Annotated in this window: 16 protein-coding genes; 12 read left to right on the plus strand and 4 right to left on the minus strand. The window is 49.9% G+C overall.

The window, feature by feature from the left end:
* Positions 1-21 precede the first annotated feature (21 nt).
* From rsmH to ftsZ, 10 genes are all read left to right on the plus strand, one after another.
* Positions 22-942: a 16S rRNA (cytosine(1402)-N(4))-methyltransferase RsmH gene (gene rsmH, locus ACI4J0_RS01130; protein ID WP_439763975.1), complete on the plus strand. Its 921-nt coding sequence runs from the start codon at positions 22-24 to the stop codon at positions 940-942.
* Between the two features lie 61 nt (positions 943-1003).
* The gene (locus ACI4J0_RS01135; RefSeq protein WP_439763976.1) at positions 1004-1486 is read left to right on the plus strand and encodes a hypothetical protein; all 483 of its coding nucleotides are present in this window, start codon (positions 1004-1006) and stop codon (positions 1484-1486) included.
* Positions 1487-1592: 106 nt separating this feature from the next.
* A complete protein-coding gene (locus ACI4J0_RS01140) occupies positions 1593-3908 on the plus strand; it encodes a penicillin-binding transpeptidase domain-containing protein (protein WP_439763977.1) in 2316 nt (771 codons plus the stop codon).
* Between the two features lie 27 nt (positions 3909-3935).
* Entirely contained in the window at positions 3936-6821 is a 2886-nt protein-coding gene (locus ACI4J0_RS01145; protein ID WP_439763978.1) for a UDP-N-acetylmuramoyl-L-alanyl-D-glutamate--2,6-diaminopimelate ligase, read from the plus strand.
* Between the two features lie 56 nt (positions 6822-6877).
* Positions 6878-7894 carry a phospho-N-acetylmuramoyl-pentapeptide-transferase gene (mraY, locus tag ACI4J0_RS01150; RefSeq protein ID WP_439763979.1) on the plus strand — a complete coding sequence of 339 codons (1017 nt, stop codon included), beginning with the start codon at positions 6878-6880 and terminating at the stop codon, positions 7892-7894.
* 35 nt (positions 7895-7929) lie between these two features.
* Complete coding sequence (locus ACI4J0_RS01155) at positions 7930-9288, plus strand: FtsW/RodA/SpoVE family cell cycle protein (RefSeq protein WP_439763980.1); 1359 nt, start codon at positions 7930-7932, stop codon at positions 9286-9288.
* A 33-nt stretch (positions 9289-9321) separates the two neighbouring features.
* Positions 9322-10452, plus strand: coding sequence for a UDP-N-acetylglucosamine--N-acetylmuramyl-(pentapeptide) pyrophosphoryl-undecaprenol N-acetylglucosamine transferase (locus ACI4J0_RS01160; RefSeq protein ID WP_439763981.1), 1131 nt, complete (start codon positions 9322-9324; stop codon positions 10450-10452).
* Between the two features lie 73 nt (positions 10453-10525).
* On the plus strand, positions 10526-11800 hold the full coding sequence (gene murA / locus ACI4J0_RS01165) for a UDP-N-acetylglucosamine 1-carboxyvinyltransferase (RefSeq protein ID WP_439763982.1): 1275 nt from the start codon (positions 10526-10528) through the stop codon (positions 11798-11800).
* A gap of 49 nt (positions 11801-11849) precedes the next feature.
* Positions 11850-12719 (plus strand): cell division protein FtsQ/DivIB, encoded by an 870-nt coding sequence (locus tag ACI4J0_RS01170; RefSeq protein WP_439763983.1) that lies wholly within the window; start codon positions 11850-11852, stop codon positions 12717-12719.
* Positions 12720-12893: 174 nt separating this feature from the next.
* A complete protein-coding gene (gene ftsZ, locus ACI4J0_RS01175; RefSeq protein ID WP_439763984.1) occupies positions 12894-14000 on the plus strand; it encodes a cell division protein FtsZ in 1107 nt (368 codons plus the stop codon).
* Positions 14001-14218: 218 nt separating this feature from the next.
* On the opposite strand, the gene ACI4J0_RS01180 is transcribed toward ftsZ, so the two are convergent.
* Complete coding sequence (locus ACI4J0_RS01180) at positions 14219-14749, minus strand: ferritin-like domain-containing protein (protein ID WP_439763985.1); 531 nt, start codon at positions 14747-14749, stop codon at positions 14219-14221.
* A gap of 75 nt (positions 14750-14824) precedes the next feature.
* Complete coding sequence (locus ACI4J0_RS01185) at positions 14825-15799, minus strand: biotin--[acetyl-CoA-carboxylase] ligase (RefSeq protein WP_439763986.1); 975 nt, start codon at positions 15797-15799, stop codon at positions 14825-14827.
* 279 nt (positions 15800-16078) lie between these two features.
* On the opposite strand from ACI4J0_RS01185, the gene ACI4J0_RS01190 reads away from it, so the two are divergent.
* Entirely contained in the window at positions 16079-16678 is a 600-nt protein-coding gene (locus ACI4J0_RS01190) for a hypothetical protein (RefSeq protein ID WP_439763987.1), read from the plus strand.
* Between the two features lie 131 nt (positions 16679-16809).
* Here the strand turns inward: ACI4J0_RS01190 and ACI4J0_RS01195 are convergent, their stop codons facing one another.
* The gene (locus tag ACI4J0_RS01195) at positions 16810-18759 is read right to left on the minus strand and encodes a beta-propeller domain-containing protein (RefSeq protein WP_439763988.1); all 1950 of its coding nucleotides are present in this window, start codon (positions 18757-18759) and stop codon (positions 16810-16812) included.
* A 30-nt stretch (positions 18760-18789) separates the two neighbouring features.
* On the minus strand, positions 18790-19314 hold the full coding sequence (locus tag ACI4J0_RS01200) for an RNA polymerase sigma factor (RefSeq protein ID WP_439763989.1): 525 nt from the start codon (positions 19312-19314) through the stop codon (positions 18790-18792).
* A 520-nt stretch (positions 19315-19834) separates the two neighbouring features.
* Between ACI4J0_RS01200 and ACI4J0_RS01205 the strand changes: the two genes are divergently transcribed.
* The gene (locus ACI4J0_RS01205; protein WP_439763990.1) at positions 19835-20416 is read left to right on the plus strand and encodes a TerD family protein; all 582 of its coding nucleotides are present in this window, start codon (positions 19835-19837) and stop codon (positions 20414-20416) included.
* Positions 20417-20540: the final 124 nt, after the last annotated feature.

Consider the following 20540-nt stretch of genomic DNA (forward strand, 5'->3'; position numbering starts at 1 on the left):
TAAAGGACAATTTTACAAAATATGGAATTTAATCATATACCCGTTATGCTGAATGAATGCCTTGAGGGGCTTGACATCAAGCCCGACGGCATTTACATCGACGGCACCTGCGGAGGCGCGGGACATTCAAAGGAGATCGCAAAGCGGCTTGATACAGGAATGCTCATCGGCATTGACCGCGACCCCGACGCTGTGGAGACCGCTTCAAAAAGGCTTGAGGGTCTCAGAGCCACGGTGGTAAAGGGAAATTATTCGGATATGAGATCTGCGGCGGCTGAGCTTCAGATCGACAAGGCCGACGGCATACTCCTTGATCTGGGAGTTTCGTCATATCAGCTGGACACCGCCGAAAGAGGCTTTTCCTACCATGCCGACGCGCCCCTTGACATGAGAATGTCCAAGGAGGGCATTTCCGCAAGGGATATCGTGAACGAATACTCCCACAGCCGGCTTACCAAGATACTTTACGAATACGGCGAGGAGAAATTCGCTCCCAGAATTGCCGACGCTATCATAAAGCACAGGGAAACCGCTCCCATCGAGACCACCGCAGAGCTTGCGGATATCGTCAGAGAGGGCGTTCCCGCAAAGTTCAGGCGGGAGAAAAACCCCTGCAAAAAAACCTTTCAGGCTATAAGAATTGCCGTAAACTGCGAATTTGAGCATCTGGACAAGGCTCTTGACGAGGGCTTTGAGCTTTTAAAGCCCGGCGGCCGCTTCTGTATCATCACATTCCATTCTCTCGAGGACAGGATAGTGAAGCAGAGATTCGCAGGCTGGTGCAAGGGCTGCACCTGCCCCCCCGATTTCCCCGTATGCGTATGCGGAAACAAGCCCAAGGCAAGGCTATTAAGCAGAAAGCCCGCAGAAGCCTCGGAGCAGGAGCTTGAAGCAAATCCCAGAAGCCGCAGCGCAAAGCTAAGGATAATCGAAAAGCTGTAAGCTATATAATATAAATGTTTAAAGAGAATGACCGTTTAAATGAAGAAAGGAAGGGATAATTATGGCAGACAGAAACTCAAATCTCGCCTATGACCTTTCAAGATATGAAAATTACGAGGAGAGGGCAAGCCAGCGCCGTCAGAACAACATCAAGTCCCGTCCCGCTGCCAAGCCCAAGCCTATCATTGCCGCTCCTATGCTGGTGCTGCTCATAATAATGGCGGGAGCAATGCTCTCCCTCTGCATTACCTCAAAGGCTAACATTGCCGCTGTACACGCTGCTATCGTGGACGAGGAAGCCACAGTCCGCGCTCTCGAGCAGGAAAATGTAAGCATGATAACAAGACTTGAGCAGAAAAGCTCCCAGAAGGTGGTCGAGGACTACGCCGAAAACGTTCTGGGTATGCAGAAGCTCGACAATGCCCAGGTGGAATACATAAGCCTTGAAAGCGGAAACAAGGTGGAGATACCCGAGCAGGATACAAGCGTTTTAAGAAAAATCAAGAATGCTTTTGACAGCTTTGTGGAATACCTCAGGGGTTAATCAAATATGATATAATAGCTCTGACGCATGACCGCTTATACAAACGGATCATGCGTTCTTGCACTTATAAGAACAAATGTCACAGGGGTCTGAGGAGGAACTTGCTTTGCCCACAAAAAAACCTGTTAAACCGTCATATCAGCCCACAAAATCCATGCGCGAGAGGCTTGCCGTGGTTTCCCTTATTACTCTGGCAGGCTCGGGCGTTCTGTTTGTAAATTTGTTCAACACGTCCGTCACCCAGCATGACAAGTATGCCGCAATGGCAAATGACAGCCAGTTCAAAAGCACCACTGTTGAAGCAAACCGAGGCAGCATTTACGACGCAAACGGAAAGATACTGGCTCAGTCCGCAACAGTTTACAATGTTATAGTAAATCCTTCCGCCATCACGGGGCTCAGCGATGAAAAATACGCTCCCGAGGAAAAGGACAAAATGGTGAAGGACACCGCTCAGATACTCAGCGAGGAGCTGGGGGTGGACTACAGCAAGGTCATAAACATTTTCACCGATGAGGCAACAAGAGACAAGCAGTACAGCAAGGTCGCCTCCAAGGTGGAAAAGGACAAGGTAAGCGCCATAAACACACGCGCCTATGAAGCGGAGCTGCCCACTAACCTCCTCAGCACCGAGGAGGATACAAAAAGGTACTATCCTCAGGGGGATATGGCTGCCGCAGTCATCGGCTTCACCAATTACGAGGGTGACGGCATTTACGGCGTTGAAGCATATTACAATGATTACCTGGCAGGCGTTGACGGCAAGATAATCTCCGCAAACGACGCCCAGGGAAATGAGATGCCCTACAAAAATGACAAGATATATTCCGCAAAGGACGGAAATTCCATCTACCTCACCATCGACACATCTCTCCAGTATCTCTGCGAAAGAGAGCTTGCGAAGTGCGTGGAGCAGAATGATGTGGATAACCGCGCCTGCGCCATTATGATGAACGCCAAAACGGGCGAGATACTTGCCATGGCGACCTCTCCCGGCTTTGACCTCAATGACCGCGGAGAGATATACTCCGCCAAGGACAGAGCTGTCCTTTCCGCACTCCAGGAGGAAGAGGACGAGGAGGCATACAACGAAAAATACGCCGAGCTGCGTGAGAAGCAGTGGAAAAACAAGGCGATAACCGAGCTGTACGAGCCCGGTTCGGTATTCAAGGTAGTAACAGGCTCCTCCGCTCTTGAGGAAAAGGTCATAGACCTTAACTCCACCTTTACCTGCAACGGCGTTATGCAGGTGGCGGACTGGCCAATTCACTGCTGGACAAGAGGCGCTCACGGCACTCAGGACTTCACCACCGCTATGACCAATTCCTGCAACCCTGCATTCATCCAGATAGGTCAGCGGCTGGGAATAGAAAAATTCTGTCAGTATTTCAGAGCCTACGGCTTTACAGAGCCTACGGGCATAGACCTTCCCGGAGAGTCCGCAGGTCTTTATGTGGCTGAGGAAAATATGGGAATCGTTGAGCTTGCTTCAAGCTCCTTCGGTCAGTCAAACACCGTTACACCCATTCAGATGATAACCGCATATGCCGCTGTAATAAACGGCGGATATCTGCTCCAGCCCCACGTTGTCAGCAAGATAGTTGACAACAACGGCAACATTATCGAGACAAGAGAAAGAACTGTCCGCAGACAGGTCATCTCCGAGGAGACCTCCGCTCAGATGAGACAGGTGCTTGAAAGCGTTGTTAACAACAACGGCGGCTCCAACGCATACATAAAGGGCTACCGTATCGGCGGAAAATCGGGTACATCTCAGAAGCTCCAGAAAAACAAGGAGCTGGGCGTTGACAACCTCTATGTCGGCTCCTATGTGGGCTTTGCTCCCGCAGACGACCCCGAGATAATCATGCTCTGCATGGTAGATGAGCCTCAGGGCAGGGACCACAACGGCTCTCAGGTCTATTACGGAAGCCTTGTTGCCGCTCCTGTTGTATCGGCGGTATTCAAGGAGGCTCTCCCCCATCTGGGCTATTATCCCGAGTACACCGACGCTGAGCTTGCGGCTCTGGACGTTACCGTTCCCAGCATTGAGGGTCAGACGGTGGAAGCTGCGAAAACCACCCTCGAAAACCTTGAGCTTCGCTATTACGTGGTGGGCGAGGGCGATACTGTAGTGTCCCAGGTGCCCTCCCGTTCGTCCTCCATACCCAGAAACGGCAAGGTGGTCATATACACCGAGGAGAACTTCGAGACCGAATACACTACCGTTCCCAATGTCCTGGGTCATACGGTATCCGAGGTGAATGAACTCCTCACATCTGCCAATATTAACTTCAAGGCAGGAGACGGCGCCACCGAGCACGCAGGCGCTGTGGCATATCAGCAGAATTATCTGGAGGGCACTATAGTCCCTGTGGGAACAGTGGTCGAGGTATCGTTCAGAGTCAAGAACGAGGGATAACCGCCATCGGAAGGAAAGGTATATTATATGAGCAAGATTTTAAAACAGCTCTCAGAACTGTTACGGGGCGCAGGTCAAAGCGCAGAATACAGATACAAGGGCAAGGATTGCCTTATTACGGGTATCACCGATGACACGAGAAAGGTGAGCGAGGGAAATATCTTCATCTGCGTAAAGGGCGGCAGCTTTGACGGTCATACGGCGGCGGCGGATATGCTTGAAAAAGGCGCGGCTGCAGTTGTCTGCGACAGAGACTTAGGTCTTGGCGGAAGGCAGATAATTGTTTCGGATACAAGGAAATTCTACGGTCTGCTGGTGGCAGAATGGTTTGACCACCCCGAAAAGGAGCTTATCTTAGTGGGTATAACGGGCACCAACGGCAAGACCACCATGGCGACCATGATACACCACATCATCACCTATGCAGGCGGAAAAGCGGGTCTTATCGGCACCGCAGGCACTCTCTGCGGAAAAGAGCCCATGAAGAGAGATGACTCCACCCCCACCACCCCCAAGGTCTTTGAGCTTTATGAGATATTCCGCACGATGGTCGATAAGGGCTGCAAATACTGCGTTATGGAGGTCTCCTCCTTTGCCCTCGAGCAGAACAGGATAGGTCCTGCGGTGTACACCTGCGGCGTTTTCACAAACCTCACCGAGGATCACCTCGATTACCATAAGACCATGGAAAATTACTACAATGCCAAGAAAATACTTTTCACCGACCATTGTAAGATAGCCATTATCAACACAGAGGACGAATACGGCGCAAGACTTTACAAGGAAACGCCCTGCGCAAAGTATTCCTACGGCATAAAGGGCGGCACATCGGTCTTTGCGAGCCACATAAAATACAGCGACGGGGCAGCCCATTTCTGGTTCTGTATCCCCGGGAAGAGCTTTCCCTTCAGCCTTAAAATGATGGGCGCATACAACGTGGCAAACGCTACTGCGGCAATTGCCGTATGCTCCAAGCTCAATGTCCCCATCGGCAAGATAACCGAAGCGGTGAACAGCTTCAACGGCGTAAGGGGAAGATGCGAAAATATCCCCACAGGCAGGGGTTTCTACATCGTCTGCGACTATGCCCATTCCCCCGACGCGCTGGAAAATATGCTCCCCTCCATCAAGGAAAATACCGAGGGACGGCTCATCTGCCTTTTCGGCTGCGGCGGCGACCGCGACAGGACAAAGCGTCCTCTTATGGCAAAGGCGGCGGCTAAATTTGCGGATTACCTTATCGTGACCTCGGATAATCCCCGAAACGAGGAGCCTGACGCTATAATCGACGAGATAATCACGGGTCTTGATGACACAAATACCCCCTATGAGCGGATAACCGACCGCAGAGCCGCTATCTTCCATGCTGTAAAGATGGCGAAAAAGGGCGATGTCATCGTGCTTGCAGGCAAGGGTCACGAGGATTATCAGATACTAAAGGACAATGTTCACATTCATTTTGACGAGCGGGAGATATGCGCCGAGGCTCTGGCAAGCCTTTCAAAGGCTGATACATCGAAAAGCACCGAGCTGTGCAGCGGCATGAGCATTGACGAGATATGCGCCGCCTGCGGAGGACAAAAGTCCCATATCCCCACAAGCGCAAGGTTTATAAACGCAGACCGCATCAGCAGCGACACCAGGACCATCACCCCCGGCTGCATATTCATCGCCTTCAAGGGCGACCGCTTTGACGGTCACAAATTCGTACATGACGCTGTGGTAAAAGGCGCTGTTGCCGCCATAACCGAATATCCCGTAGGAGATGAGCCATGTATCGTGGTGGAAAGCACCCATCGGGCAATACTCGATATAGCCGCTCACTACAGAAGGAAATTCACCCCCAAGCTTGTGGGTATCACGGGCAGCGTGGGCAAGACCACCACAAAGGAAATGACCGCCCTTGCCCTTTCCTCAAAGTATGAGACTCTAAAGACCGAGGGCAACCACAATAACGAGATAGGTATGCCCTTTACCCTGTTAAAGCTCTCCCCCGAACACAAGGCAGCGGTCATTGAAATGGGAATGTCCCATTTCGGCGAGATAGAAAGACTTTCAAAGACCTGCCGCCCCACCATTGCGGTAATAACCAACATCGGCTGGTCCCACGCTGAGAATTTAGGCTCACAGGAGGGTATCTTAAAGGCAAAGCTTGAGATACTATCGGGCGCAGAGCCTTCCGCTCCCCTTATCATAAACGGCGATGACCCGCTCCTTTACCCTCTTACAAGGAAGATAACCGACAGGGAGGTAATTTCCTGCGGCGCAAAAAACAAGGACTGCACCTATACCGCAGAAAATATCGTTTCCGAGACCGATTTTGTGCGCTTTGATATCGCAAAGGACGGGGAAAAGCTTGACGAGATAACTCTCCCCTGCCCCGGCGTTCACCACGTTATAGACGCGCTTATCGCATATGCGGCTGCGGTAAAGGCAGGCTGCAAGGGAGCCGATGTCTGCAAAAAGCTTGAAGGCTTCCGCCTTGACGGTCTGAGGCAGCACATCGAGCACCGAAAGGGTCAGACCCTTATAATCGACTGCTACAATGCCGCTCCCAACTCAATGATGGCGGCAATAGACGTTCTCTGCGACACAAAGCCCGCTTCGGGAGGAAAAAGAGTTGCCGTTCTGGGCGATATGCTCGAGCTTGGCTCAATGTCCCCCGAGCTTCACAAAAGGGTTGGCGAATACGCCGCAGAAAAGGGCATAGATATGCTTGTCTGCTACGGCAGCTACGCCGCATATATGGCAAAGAGCGCCGAGGCTCTGGGTATTCCCTGCTGCTGCTCCGCCGACAAGGAAACTGTACTCAATTTCCTGAATTTCAAGCTTAAAGAGGGAGATGTTGTCCTCTTCAAGGCAAGCAGAGGTATCCATATGGAGGAGATAATCGAGGGGTATTACGGCAAGTGATTTCCCCATTTTCCGACAGATAAAAATGCTATAATAATTATTAGGAGAAATATAAAATGCCTTTCTGGATAAATATTCTTGCGGCAGTCATAGCCTTTGCCGCCGCCTCTCTTTCGGGGCTTTACCTTATCCCGCTGCTTAAAAAGATACACTTCGGTCAGACCATTTACGAAAAGGGTCCCGCCTGGCACAAGAGCAAGAACGGTACTCCCATTATGGGCGGCTTTATGTTCATTTTCGGAACAATTCTCGCCTGTGCGGTATGCTATATCATATGGCGCTTCACAAGCCCGGAGATAGTCCTTTCACCTGACAGCACAGGTCTGCTGAAGCTTGTGGCAGGACTGGTATTCGCACTTTTAAACTGCGTTATCGGTTTCATTGACGACTACATCAAGGCGATAAAGAAGCAGAATTTAGGTCTTAAAGCAAAGCAGAAAATGGCAATGCAGCTTGTGGTAACATCGGCATTCCTCGCTGTATTATGGCTCCTGGGAGACAAGTCCACAGAAATAATCTTCCCCTTTGTGGGAGCTGTGAACTTTGGCATTTTCTATTATCCCATAATGGTATTATACCTTATCTTCCTCACCAATGCGGTAAACCTCACCGACGGCGTGGACGGTCTCTGCGGAACGGTGACGGCGGTATTTGCAATATGCTGGCTGGCTATTTATTCATCTATGGGAATGCACGAATATTCCATATTTGCCGCCGCTCTTGCAGGAGGCTGCATGGGCTTTCTCGTATGGAACCTCAATCCCGCAAAGGTGTTTATGGGCGACACAGGCTCCATGTTCTTAGGCGGCTGCGTCTGCGCAATGGGCTTTATAACCCACCAGCACCTGCTCCTTGCCCTTATGGCGATAGTGTATATCTGCGAAGCCCTTTCCGTAGTGCTCCAGGTAATAAGCTTCAAGACCACAGGCAAGCGCATTTTCAAAATGTCCCCCATTCACCACCACTTTGAGATGTGCGGCTTCTCCGAATACAAGATAGTTATCACCTTCTCCGCAGTAGGTCTTATCTGCGGAATTCTGGGAAACGTGCTTTATAATATCTATCTGAAATAACAATACTGCAAATCTGCACAGAAAGGAGTACCGAAATGCCCGAAAAAAGCAGGAAGAAAAAAAGACGTTCCGAAAAGAAGCCTTTTCTTCCCAACAACAAGACCCTCTTCAAAGGGCTTATGCCCAAGTCGGATTACCTCGGCAGGATACGTATCGGGGAGATCGATATCCCCTTTCTGATATTGGTGCTGGTGCTGCTGGTCTTCGGCGTCATTATGATGTACTCCGCCAGCTATGCCTGGGCAATAAAGGACAACGTTGCCCCCGATTATTACTTCAAGCACCAGCTTGTAATGGCGGGAATAGGGCTTGTCATTATGATGTTCATCTCCAGCAGGCTGTTTGACTATCATATCCTCAAAAACCCCTATATCAATATCGGATTTTTCCTCCTCTGCGTGGTGCTTATGCTCATAGTGCATATCCCGGGAGTGGGACTTTCCACCGCCGAAGCAAACCGCTGGATAGATCTGAAATTTTTCAGCTTTCAGCCCTCTGAGTTTATGAAGCTTGCCCTCATAATGCTCTTTGCCAATATGATGGCGTCAAATCATCAGCGTATGAACAGCCTGAAATACGGTATTTTCCCCTATCTTCTCATAATGATACTGGTGGCAGCTCTGACCATTGCGCAAAGACATCTTTCCGCAACCATCATCATCTGTCTTATCGCCCTTGCAATGCTTTTCGTGGGCGGTACAAATCTCAGATACTTTGTGCCCATGTGTATCGCGGGTATGGCAGGTATGGCAGTGCTGGTGCTCATACTCTACCAGACGGGCAAATTTGATTATATCAACGAGCGAATTGCCAGCTGGCTCTACACCTTTGAGCCCGAAAACAAGCAGATCGCCTGGCAGACGAGAAACTCCCTCATCGCCATCGGCTCGGGAAATATCTTCGGGCTGGGTCTGGGAAATTCCCGTCAGAAGTTCTTATATCTGCCCGAGTCCAAAAACGACTTCGTTTTCTCCATCGTATGCGAGGAGCTGGGATTTTTAGGCGCAGCAGTGGTCATTCTCCTGTTCCTTATGCTGGTTTTCAGAGGATTTTCCATTGCAGGCAACGCCCCCGACAAGTTCGGTATGCTCCTTACCTCGGGTCTTGTTATCCAGATAGGCTTACAGGCGTTTCTCAATATCGCCGTTGTTACAAATACCATTCCCAATACGGGAATTTCCCTGCCCTTTTTCAGCTACGGCGGCTCCGCTCTTATAATGCAGCTTGCCCAGATGGGCGTGGTGCTGAACATCTCAAGGCAGTCCATGCCGTCAAAGGAAAAGCCCGACTCGGACGACGCTGCGGCAGAGCTTGAAAAAAGACAGATAGCAGAAGCAAAAAAACAGCTTGGCGCAAGCGCAAAGGTGCGCCGCGTAAACAAGGGCGGACGCTAAAAAAGCCCATAACGAAAGGACTGTTTATCCCAAATGAAAGTCTTGCTTGCAGGCGGAGGAACGGCAGGTCATATAAACCCCGCCCTCGCCATAATCTCAATAATCAAGGACCGCTGCCCCGACGCGGAGTTTCTCTATGCGGGAACTCCCAACGGCATGGAGTCAAAGCTCGTTCCCATGGAGAACATTCCCTTTGCCCCCATTAAGGTAAGCGGATTTCAGAGAAAGCTTACCCCCAAAAATATCGCAAGAAATATAAAAGCAGCCGCATATCTCACCACCGCAGGTCATACCGCCAAAAAGATAATCAAGGGCTTTGAACCCGATATCGTTATCGGCACGGGCGGATATGTAAGCGGCCCCATTGTCCTTGAAGCGGCAAGAATGGGTATCCCCACCGCCATTCACGAGCAGAATGCCTACCCCGGAGTCACCACAAGGATACTCTCCAAAAAGGTAAATAAGGTCATGCTCACTATGGAGGAGGCTGCGGAATATTTTGACAAGGACGTGAAATATGTCAAAACAGGTCTCCCCGTCAGAAAGGGCTTCAATAATGCCATAAGCAGAGCCGAAGCCAAAAAGCAGCTGGGACTTGACGAAAACAGCATCTGCATCTTCTCCTGGGGCGGAAGCCTGGGCGCAGGCGCAATAAACGACTCCGCCATTGCACTTATGAAATGGGAAAAGGAGTCGGGCGCAAAGATAACCCATATCCACAGCTACGGAAAAATGGGTCACGATACCTTTGAAAAAAGACTTGCCGATATGGGCATTTTCCCCGACCCGGACCCTGCCCTTATCGTCAGGGAGTACATACACAATATGGACGTATGCACCGCCGCAGCCGATCTTATCATCTGCCGCAGCGGAGCCTCGGCAATAAGCGAGCTTGAAGCTATGGGCAGAGCCTCCATACTTATCCCCTCACCCGTTGTTGCGGGAAATCACCAGTACCATAATGCCATGGTCCTGGGAAAAGCAGGTGCGGCTGTGGTCATTGAGCAGAAGGACCTGACAGACGAGCTTATCATAAACAAGGTAAGCGAGCTTACCTCCGACCCCAAGGCGCTCTGTGACCTGTCAAGAAAGGCTCACGAGCAGTGTATAACCGATACCCCCGACAGGATATGGAGCGTAATTTCCGAGCTTACAGGCAAATAATCATCACCAACCGAAAATATCCGCATATTATAGCTTTATAGAACTACTATAAAGCTGTAAAGGAGCGTCGGATATGCAGAAGCTGGTCATCGAGGGTGGAACGCCCCTTTTCGGGGAGATAATTACCCAGGGAGCGAAAAATGCAGTGCTGCCCGTCCTTGCCGCCTGCGTGCTGTGCGAGGGAAAGGTAACGCTCAGAAACTGCCCCTGCATTTCCGACAGATACGCCTCGGCGCGGATACTTTCCGCCCTGGGCGCAAAGGTCACTGCCGACGGAACACACCTGTCTGCGGACTGCTCCGTCCTTTCCTCGGACGATATATGCAGCAGCCTTATGAAAACAATGCGCTCCTCCATAATCTTTATGGGCGCCCTTCTGGGCAGAACGGGAAAATGCACGCTCTGCTATCCCGGAGGCTGCGACCTGGGTCCCCGACCCATTGATATGCATATCTCCGCAATGAGGAAAATGGGAGCTGTCATATCCGATGAATACGGCGTTATAAGCTGCACCGCCCCCGAGGGGCTGAAAGGGTGCAGACATTCCCTGTCGTTCCCGTCTGTGGGCGCAACGGAGAATATAATGCTTGCCGCAGTCACCGCCGAGGGAGAAACTGTCATCTCCAACGCCGCCAGGGAGCCTGAGATATGCTGCCTCGGCGATTTTCTCAGAGCCTGCGGAGCAAAGATAAGCGGAGACGGAGGCGGACGAATTGCCATTGAGGGCGTGAAAAAGCTCACCCCGCCCCCCGAGCCCTTTGAGATAATCCCCGACAGGATAGCTGCCGCCACATATCTTTCCTGCGCCGCCTGCGCAGGGGGAGAGCTGCTTATCAGAGACTGCGCTCCCGCCCATCTTGAAGCGGTGATACCCGTTTTCGAGCAGATGGGGTGCAGGCTGAGAGTATTCGGCAGCAATATCTACATATACAAAAAAGGCAGGCTCAAAGCCGCCGACACTATACGCACAATGGTCTATCCGGGCTTTCCCACCGATGCACAGGCTATCCTTATGGCTCCCCTGTGCACCGCCGAGGGAACCACCGTTTTTGTGGAAAACATTTTTGAAAACAGATACCGCCATGCCGACGCAATGTGCCGAATGGGCGCGGATATAAGAGCGGAGGGCAAGGTCGCCGTTGTAACGGGCGTTCCCCGTCTGTACGGCACAGCTACAGCAGCTCCCGACCTGAGAGGCGGAGCGGCTCTCGTATGCGCGGCACTGGGCGCAGCGGGCACTACCGAGATATCGGGAGTAAGCTATATCGACAGAGGCTATGAGGAAATAGAACGGGTGCTCGCCGCCGCAGGCGCGAAAATATCCCGCATAACAGAGGAAAAGCAGTAATATCCGTGCTGTCAGAAACAGCCATATGACCGAAAGGAAGTTAAAAGACTTGAGCTATACACGCAAAAAGAAAAAAAGCAGCAATGCAATGGGCATAATAGTCTTTATTTTTGCGGCGGCAATATTCCTGCTGCTGTCCACCACCGTTTTTTTCAACGTGGAGCATATCACCGTTGAGGGCGCGTCAAACTACACCGCCGACGAGATAATCGAGGCAAGCGGCATCAAGGCGGGAGACAATCTTGTCCGCACCTCCACCGACAAATGCGCCGAGCAGATAGAGAGCCGCCTTGTTTACATAGAAAACGCAAAGGTCACAAGAGCCTTCCCCAATACAATGGTGATAAACGTGGAAGCCAGCGTACCTGCGGCGAATTTCATCTGCGAGGGCTACACCCTGCTCATAAGCGGCGGCGGAAAGGTCCTCGACAAGCTCCAGGAGCAGAAAGCGGGACTTCTGAATTTCGTGGGAACAGACCCCATGCCCGACCTTATCCCGGGAGCCCAGTTTCAGTCGGAGGATGAGCACAAGGACAATGCGGTAAAGAAGCTGATGGAATATTTTGCGGAAAATGACTCCGAGCACGTCACTCTCGTTGACGTTACCGACCGCTCCGAGCTCAGCTACACCTATGACGGACGAATAACGGTCAGATTAGGCTCCATAAACGACATTGACTACAAGATGAGTTTCTCCGAGGAGATAATCAGGACTAAGATCGGCGAAAAGACCGAGGGTATCCTCACAATTCTCTCCGACTCCACAGGTGCCTCCTTCCTCGATAAGGAAAGCCTTGAAAACAACGCAAGGATATACAACGAGAATATGGCAGAGCGGAATGCTGCCGAAAACGGAACGGACGAAAGCTCCTCCGAGACCGTTTCGGAATCCTCCGCACCTGTTCAGTCTATGGAATAATTCCCAAATAAATTGTGAAATGTGAACAAAATGGGGAGCTTATCATCATTTTTTTGTGCAAGAACGATTTTTTTGAGAAAAGCACTTGAAATAATTTTGCTTTTGTGCTACAATATAATTTGTATAATAGTTTGAAAAATCTGCATTTACATATATGTTACAGGAGGAAGAAAAATGGCGATCATGGTTGATACCGAAAAAAACACCTATGACGAAGTTATAAAGGTTGTCGGCGTAGGCGGCGGCGGCGGAAACGCCGTTAACCGAATGGTTGACGAGGGAATAAAGGGCGTTGAGTATATTACTGTCAATACCGATGCAAGAGCCCTCAATTCGTCCAAGGCTGCCACCAAGGTCCAGATAGGCGTTAAGCTCACAAACGGCAAGGGCGCAGGCGCAAAGCCCGAGGTGGGCGCAAGCAGCGCTGAGGAGAACAGAGACGAGATAAAGGCGGCTCTTAACGGCTCTGATATGGTATTCATCGCAGCAGGTATGGGCGGCGGCACAGGTACAGGCGCAGCTCCCATCGTTGCCGAGATAGCACAGGAGCTTGGCATACTCACCGTTGCCGTAGTAACAAAGCCCTTTGAATTTGAGCAGAAGGCGAAAATGCGTCAGGCTGAGGCAGGCATCGCCGAGCTTAAAAAGCACGTTGACTCCCTTATCGTTATCCCCAACGAGCGCCTCCTCCAGAGTTCCGAAAAGGAGCTTACCATGAGAGAGTCCTTTGCTCTTGCAGATAATATCCTCAAGGTAGGCGTAAAGTCCATCGCAGAGCTTATCACAGTCGAGGGCGACATCAACCTTGACTTTGCGGACGTAAAGACCACCATGAAGGACGCAGGCTATGCTCACATGGCTATCGGTCACGGCTCGGGCAAGGATAAGGCTGCCGAGGCTGCAAAGCAGGTAATTTCCAGTCCTCTTCTCGAGACATCCATTTCCGGCGCAACAAGACTTCTCGTTAACATCGTAATGAGCGAGGACGCTCTTGCAAGCGATATCAACACCGCCACAAGACTTATTTCCGAGGCTGCCGACCCCGATGTAAATATGATCTTCGGTACCTCCTTCGACGAGAATATGAAGGACGAGATCAACATCACCGTTATCGCCTCCGCATTCAATGACGATGTGTCCTTAAACGCACCTGTCGCTGAGCCTGTAGCAGTTTCCAATGTGGAAAAGGTCCCCTCCGCATCAAATGCTGCTCCTGCCGCTAAGAAGGCTTCTATCGACGAGGACTACAGCGAATTTTTCAACATGATCAACAAGAGATAACATATATTCTGCATATTCAGACGGTCAGCTCCGCTCGGGGCTGACCGTTTTTATACTAATAACCAATTGTTCTATGGATAAAGACGGTGGATAGAATACGACAAATCAAGGAAAACGACCGCAGGCGGGCTGTCGCCCGGCAAGGGAGTTTGACGCAGAGTTGGCGTATTATAGCCGCCGTATTTTGTCCATAGGTTAATTGGTTATTAGTATTATTATTATTTTTTGCCGCCGTTTATCATCGTCTTGTGGGTGATAAGGGATTTGAGCAGACTGGTATGTATCATCTCGTCCAGCGCAATTCTCGTGAGAACGGCAAAAACATACCTGTCCCCGGATTGCCTTGCCAGGGAAACATAGGCGGAATAAGCCTTCTGCTCGCCGTTTAAGTCGTGGATAAGAGCAGTCTGTATCTCCTTTGCATAGTTCACCGATGAACCGCTCCAGAAAACAGGCTCATTACCCGAGTACCAGCCGTAAACGGGGTCAGCACCAAGCTTGTGAACCAGCTCGCTTATCATACGCAGGTGGTGCATTTCCACCTTTGCGAGACTCCCGAAAATACGTGATATCTCGGGGTGGCTCTCCTCAAAGATAACGCTCTGATAAACATATTCCGAAATAGTGCCGAATTCGCCGCTGCTGCCGCCTATGGCAGCGCAGAGCTGCTCACCGAACTGCCTGTTCTCCCCCGACACCCTGACCTCGGGATAGGGCGAGCTGTCGGCAACGATAATATCTGTACCCATAAAGAAACCTCCGCATAAAATCATCTACGGATAATTTTATGCGGAGGTTTGAGTTTTTATGTATATGTACAGCTGTTATTCTTCACCGGGGAAGCGGACAGTTCCGCCGGAAAGAGCCTCTTCCTCGCCCTTTTCATTCTTGATAAGAAGCTTGCCGAAGCTGTCAATTCCCGTGCATACGACCGTTCTGGTAACATCGCCCTGAGTTACCTCAATGGTCCTGCCGATAAGGATAGAGCGTCTGCGGTACTCGTCAATGAAATCCTGGGAGGTGATGTTGTTAAGCCTTCTCTCAAGACAGTTTAACACTTCTGCGATAAGCTGGCTTCGGTTAACGCTTGAGCCTGTCTCTGCGCGGATACTTGTGGCGATATTCTCGATCTCCTTAGGGAAGATGGTGTTTGAAACATTGATGCCGATGCCGATAACAGCGTACTCAAGACCGCCCTGCTCAACATCGATAGCCGCCTCTGTAAGAATGCCGCAGAGCTTTTTGCCGCCCGCATAGATATCGTTTACCCACTTAATGCCGCATTCAAGCCCGCTGACCTTTTCGATAGCCTCTGCAACAGCCACCGCAGCACAGGAGGTAATGGTAAGAGCGTATTCCACCGAAAGTCTGGGACGAACGATAACGCTTACATAAACGCCCTGATTGTTGGGAGAATGGAATTTCTTTCCCTGTCTGCCTCTGCCGTCAGTCTGAGTTTCGGCAATAACGCAGTGACCGTGAACTGCGCCAAGCTGAGCAAGACTTTTAGCAAAGCTGTTGGTAGAGTCCACCGTTTTGAAGATGTCCATTTTCCTGCCCAGAGCCTCAGTCTCCAGGAAAGAGATTATGGAGGGTTCGTTCAGTATGTCATTATCGGAGGTAAGGCAATAGCCCCTGTTGGTAACGGCAGAGATAGTGTAGCCTTCTTCTCTGAGCTGCTTCACAGCCTTCCAGACCGCACTTCTGGTCATACCCAGCGAAGCGGCGATCTTATTTCCCGAAACGCTTCTTCCTCGGTTTTCTTCAAGAATTTCAAGAACTTTATCCTTTAATGCCATAATTCTCATCCTTTCCTCATGGCAGGCATTTACATTTTATCTATATTTATCATAAATTAGTTGCCCATAATAAGATATTACCATATTTACCTCAGAATGTCAAGGATTTATAATGTTTTCTTTATGAATTACCTTTGAAAATGTTGAATTTATTCCCTTTAATAGGTGAGAATTTCCCCCGCGAAAGTAACGGGACACACCGTAAATTCATACTATAATACAGATACCCGGGAATAGTGTGACCTGAAGTGTGACCTGATTTAAGTAAGGAGAAATGTAATGAGATCGTTGCTGATAGGAGCTGCCACCTCAGCGGATATTTTTGCGGCAGCGCTGGGGATAGGCGCAGGGGGTATAAAATTTCCTCTCAGATCTGCCCTTGCGTCTGCATTTTCGGGAGCCGCAGTGCTGTGGCTGTCGGCGCTCCTGTCCTCGGCGGCGGACAGGATACTGCCGCTGGACATAGCAGTCTACATATCAAAAGCCATTTTGTTAATAATGGGTCTATATTCTATTTTCGGAGACCGCCTCAGAAAAAGGTTCCCTCCGAGGAAGAAGCGAAGTGGCTGCCGCCTGTTTCATTACGCCGAAGTTATGAATGACCCGAAAATATCCGACTGTGATAACTCCAAAAGCATATCGCCTGCCGAGGGCGCGGCAATGGGTATAGCACTGTCTGCGGACTCGGTTTTCATGGGGATAAGCGCAGGCATAGCAGGCTGCAGCCCCGGACTGATATTTTTAAGCTCCCTTATTTTCGGCATGGGAGCCATCATCCTGGGAACAGCAGCAGGGAAAGGGCTGTCCGCCCGTATAAAAAGCCTTGCCCGCATTCCCGCAGGCGGCATAATTCTCATAATTCTGGCAATTATCATATGACCCTTCCCTCATTATACTCTTTTTCAGCCAATAGTGCAATAGGTTATAAAAATTTTTATATAATTTTCTTTATATAATCACATATTCAACAAAAAGACTGCCGCAGCTTTGCGGCAGTCCAGAAGTGTTATTTAAAAATCAAAGGCTTCGATAACGGTCATATCGGCAAGAGAAACGGAAACCATACGTCCGCTTCCGATTATGTAAAGCACGCCGTCGGTAACAACAGCCCTGTCAAAGCGGTAGCTGTCATCAAGATCGTTGTACTCGAAAACGCCCTTCTCAGTAAATCCGTCCCGATTGCAGCCAAAGACGAAATACTGATTTTTAACGCCGAACTCGGTCACGCTTGAAACAGGGATACCGATGATCCCGTTTTCAACGTCCGTGAGCATAGCCTTTTTATCGGTAAGAGCAGGAGACTGAGCGCCTTCTGTCTGAGCGAAGCATATCTCGCTGAGCTTGACGCCCTCATCGGAGCTGTACAGCTCAAGTCTGAAGCCTCCCTCGGGAACAGCGCTGATACCTACCATAAGGTCATCACCGAAGCTGTTAACGTAAGCAGCCATAAAGCCTGCCGCCGCTTCCTCGCCCATAGGACTGCTCTGGTTCAGATCAACCACAAGAGCAGGCTCGGTGCCGCCGTTTTCAAATATACTTGCATGAGTTCCGTCAAACTTAACGGAGCCCGCAATAACACCCGGAAGCAGACCCTTTGTCTCGGAAACCGCAGCAAGAGCACTGTCGAGAGTGTAGATGTTGGTGGTAATCATACCGTTTTCATTGTAAGCCCTGCAGGCTATCCTGAATACGCCCTCAGACTCGCACATACTGTAGCGGCTGATAAGCTCGCCGTCCACAGAACCGCTTGCCTTGTAGACAAGCCCGTTTTCGGAGATGTCGAAGGAAGTGACCGATGTGTAAGTCACATTGTCCTTCACACCCGAAGAAGCCACGTAAAGGGAGCTTTCGGAGCAGTAAGCATCAGCGCTGCTGCCCAGAACAGCCTTCACTGTAACATTAACGGGGTCGCTGCACTTAACAGCGGAAATAACGGTATAATCTGTGTTGTTCGCACCGGGAGGAACGATAATATCCTCAGCGGCAACGAAGCTCTTCTCCCCGTCCACATAATAGGCGGGAACGTAGCTTTCCAGGTCCGCATTCTCATCAAGAGGAACAGCGCGGTAATCGGAATAGCCCGTTACAAGATAGAGGATACCCGAATCATCGATACGGGCGGACGTGTAAACGCCGTTTTGCTTATATGATCTCAAGCGGACAGGCGCCCCTTCGGATATATCAAAAATATCCACGCATACGCTTGAATGCTCGGAGCCGTCCTCGGGATCGGAAGCAATATGCTCGCTTATGAGCACCAGAGAATTTCCTCTCACATACATTTCAAAGGGAGGGTCTTCCTCTGTTATCTCAGCCACAACTGCCATATCCTCCTTGGAGACCGCATAAAGGGTGCCTCCGCAGATGTAGTAAATGCACTTGTCGCTGCTCTTGACAATATCCGCATCGGAGAAATCCGATCTCACAGCTTCTATGGTTTCCTGTTTTATTTCTGTTTCTGTAACAGGAGCGGCTTCTGTGATGGCGGGAGTGGTCTCGGTCACGGCAGGACTTTCCGTCTGAGGACTTGCAGTATCCTCGTCGGTAATGATCTCAACGCCGTCGCCGTTCTCAGCACCTCTTGCGGCGTCACCCGAACCGTTAAGGTAAATGCCCGTATAGATGTTGTAAAGCTCGTCATAGGACTGTACCTGTACAGCCTCGTATTCTATCTCGCTTTCTATCTCCGCAGGCTTGGAGTTTTCCTCACGGAAAGCAGTAAAACCTGCTGCCAGAGCAACGCACGCAGCAGCTGCCGCCAGCGTTCTCATAATGACCGCACGGTTTGTACGGCTTGCGGTTATCTTAACGGAACGTTCCTCATCGGCAGAGGCTGTGTTTGCAGTCTTTATCTCCTGCCTTCCTGCCTTTCTGAGCATCGCCTCAATATTCTGAGGCAGCAGCTCCTCGGGGACTTCGATATTATCGAGAGCCTTTTTCAGCTCGTTGTCAAAGCTCATACTTCCGACCTCCTTTCTCTGAGAAATTATCTAAGTTATAAGCTGTTTCAGCTTTGATTTAGCTCGTGCCACCTTTGAACGCACGGTATTCGCATTAGTACCGAACATTTTGGCGATCTCTTCGCTTTTGTAGCCTGAAACCACGCTTAGTGACAACACCATACGCTCCTCAGCACTGAGCTGCTTAAAGCCTTCCATAACATTCAAGCCGTCAATATCTATTTCTGCGGCATTGTCTTTCACTTCATCATCAAGGTCCTCAAGCTCTTCCCTGAAATTATTTATCTGTGAATACTCCCTGCGCTTGTTTTTTATCTTTACCGTAAGGATCTTCGTTATCCAGGCTTTAAAGGCTTTTTCGTCCCTCAGCTTTGCTATGGAGGAATAAGCTTCCAGCACCGTGTCGCTAACCACGTCGGAAGCGTCGTGTTGATTGTTCAGGTTCAGAAGAGCGATGCGGTACAAGTCCTTGTAAACAAGGGAATAAAGTTCGGCAAACGCTTTGGGGTCTCCCGCCTGTGCACGTCTTACAGAGGCGGTAAAATCCAAGCTCATAGTAGTGAATCACCTCGCACCCGCCTTTGCAGCAAGGCAGATTGATATGACATCGTACCGAGTTATATTTATATGTTCCGCTCTTTCTGAGCCCTGTCATATAAATAGTGCAGATAAACGCATAAACTGTTGCATAAAAATTTTGAGTTTGTATAAACTCACAACCGGCAGCAAAAATAAAGCTGTCCATCTGTTGATATTGCACATATTTCCAATATAATTCGGCAGATATCGGCTAAAATTAAACTTAACTCAGGTCATTTATATCTTGCAGCCCTATGGGCTGTTACAGCCAATATATAAATTATTTTACTATAAAACGTCACTAATGTCAAGAGAAATGATATTAAATCATACAAAATGCCCCTCCATTAAAATCTCATTAAAATGGAGTTATTATTTAGAAAAAGTCTTGACACATATTTTGCCGTATGCTATAATGTATTTAACAAAAGGGCAGTAACCTTTGTGCAGTTTATCAAAAACGATATACAAAATCTAAATTCAGGAGGAATAAAAAATGGCAATCAGCTTACAGAAGGGTCAGAAGATCGACCTGACAAAAACAAACCCCGGTCTTACTCAGATAATGGTAGGTCTCGGCTGGGACGTAAACAAATATGACGGCGGCAGCGAGTTTGACCTTGACGCGTCCGCATTCCTGCTGGGTGCATCGGGCAAGGCAGAAAGCGATGCAGACTTTGTATTCTACGGCAATCAGAAGCACCCCAGCGGCTCCGTTGAGTCCAAGGGCGACAACACCACAGGCGCAGGCGAAGGCGACGACGAGCAGATACTTGTTGACCTTTCCAAGGTCCCCGCAAACGTGGACAAGATCGACTTCACCGTTACCATCTATGATGCAGACAAGAGAAACCAGAATTTCGGACAGGTCTCCAACGCATATATCCGTATCGTTGACAACGCATCGGGCACCGAGCTTATCCGCTATGACCTTTCGGAGGATTTCTCCATCGAAACGGCAGTTATCGCAGGCGAGCTCTACAGAAACGGCGCTGAGTGGAAGTTCAACGCAATAGGCAGCGGCTTCTCGGGCGGACTTGCAGCACTCTGCGCAAACTTCGGTCTTAACGCAGGCTGATCGACAGAGGCAAGGTTTTTTAGAAGCAAGAAGCAAGATTTTTGGGGCGTTCTCCTTTTCGGGGAACGCCTCAGCTTGTCGATAAAGCGGTTAAATGAAAAAAGTTGCACAAAAGAACACAACA

Origin of the sequence: Huintestinicola sp. (assembly GCF_051882455.1) — a bacterium.
Taxonomy (GTDB): domain Bacteria; phylum Bacillota; class Clostridia; order Oscillospirales; family Ruminococcaceae; genus Huintestinicola.

What these genes read in the sequence shown, in the direction of transcription:
- rsmH (WP_439763975.1), top strand. Translation starts at nt 22, where the DNA reads ATGGAATTTAATCATATACCCGTTATGCTGAATGAATGCCTTGAGGGG.
- ACI4J0_RS01135 (WP_439763976.1), top strand. Translation starts at nt 1,004, where the DNA reads ATGGCAGACAGAAACTCAAATCTCGCCTATGACCTTTCAAGATATGAA.
- ACI4J0_RS01145 (WP_439763978.1), top strand. Translation starts at nt 3,936, where the DNA reads ATGAGCAAGATTTTAAAACAGCTCTCAGAACTGTTACGGGGCGCAGGT.
- mraY (WP_439763979.1), top strand. Translation starts at nt 6,878, where the DNA reads ATGCCTTTCTGGATAAATATTCTTGCGGCAGTCATAGCCTTTGCCGCC.
- ACI4J0_RS01155 (WP_439763980.1), top strand. Translation starts at nt 7,930, where the DNA reads ATGCCCGAAAAAAGCAGGAAGAAAAAAAGACGTTCCGAAAAGAAGCCT.
- ACI4J0_RS01160 (WP_439763981.1), top strand. Translation starts at nt 9,322, where the DNA reads ATGAAAGTCTTGCTTGCAGGCGGAGGAACGGCAGGTCATATAAACCCC.
- murA (WP_439763982.1), top strand. Translation starts at nt 10,526, where the DNA reads ATGCAGAAGCTGGTCATCGAGGGTGGAACGCCCCTTTTCGGGGAGATA.
- ftsZ (WP_439763984.1), top strand. Translation starts at nt 12,894, where the DNA reads ATGGCGATCATGGTTGATACCGAAAAAAACACCTATGACGAAGTTATA.
- ACI4J0_RS01180 (WP_439763985.1), bottom strand. Translation starts at nt 14,749, where the DNA reads ATGGGTACAGATATTATCGTTGCCGACAGCTCGCCCTATCCCGAGGTC.
- ACI4J0_RS01185 (WP_439763986.1), bottom strand. Translation starts at nt 15,799, where the DNA reads ATGGCATTAAAGGATAAAGTTCTTGAAATTCTTGAAGAAAACCGAGGA.
- ACI4J0_RS01190 (WP_439763987.1), top strand. Translation starts at nt 16,079, where the DNA reads ATGAGATCGTTGCTGATAGGAGCTGCCACCTCAGCGGATATTTTTGCG.
- ACI4J0_RS01195 (WP_439763988.1), bottom strand. Translation starts at nt 18,759, where the DNA reads ATGAGCTTTGACAACGAGCTGAAAAAGGCTCTCGATAATATCGAAGTC.
- ACI4J0_RS01200 (WP_439763989.1), bottom strand. Translation starts at nt 19,314, where the DNA reads ATGAGCTTGGATTTTACCGCCTCTGTAAGACGTGCACAGGCGGGAGAC.
- ACI4J0_RS01205 (WP_439763990.1), top strand. Translation starts at nt 19,835, where the DNA reads ATGGCAATCAGCTTACAGAAGGGTCAGAAGATCGACCTGACAAAAACA.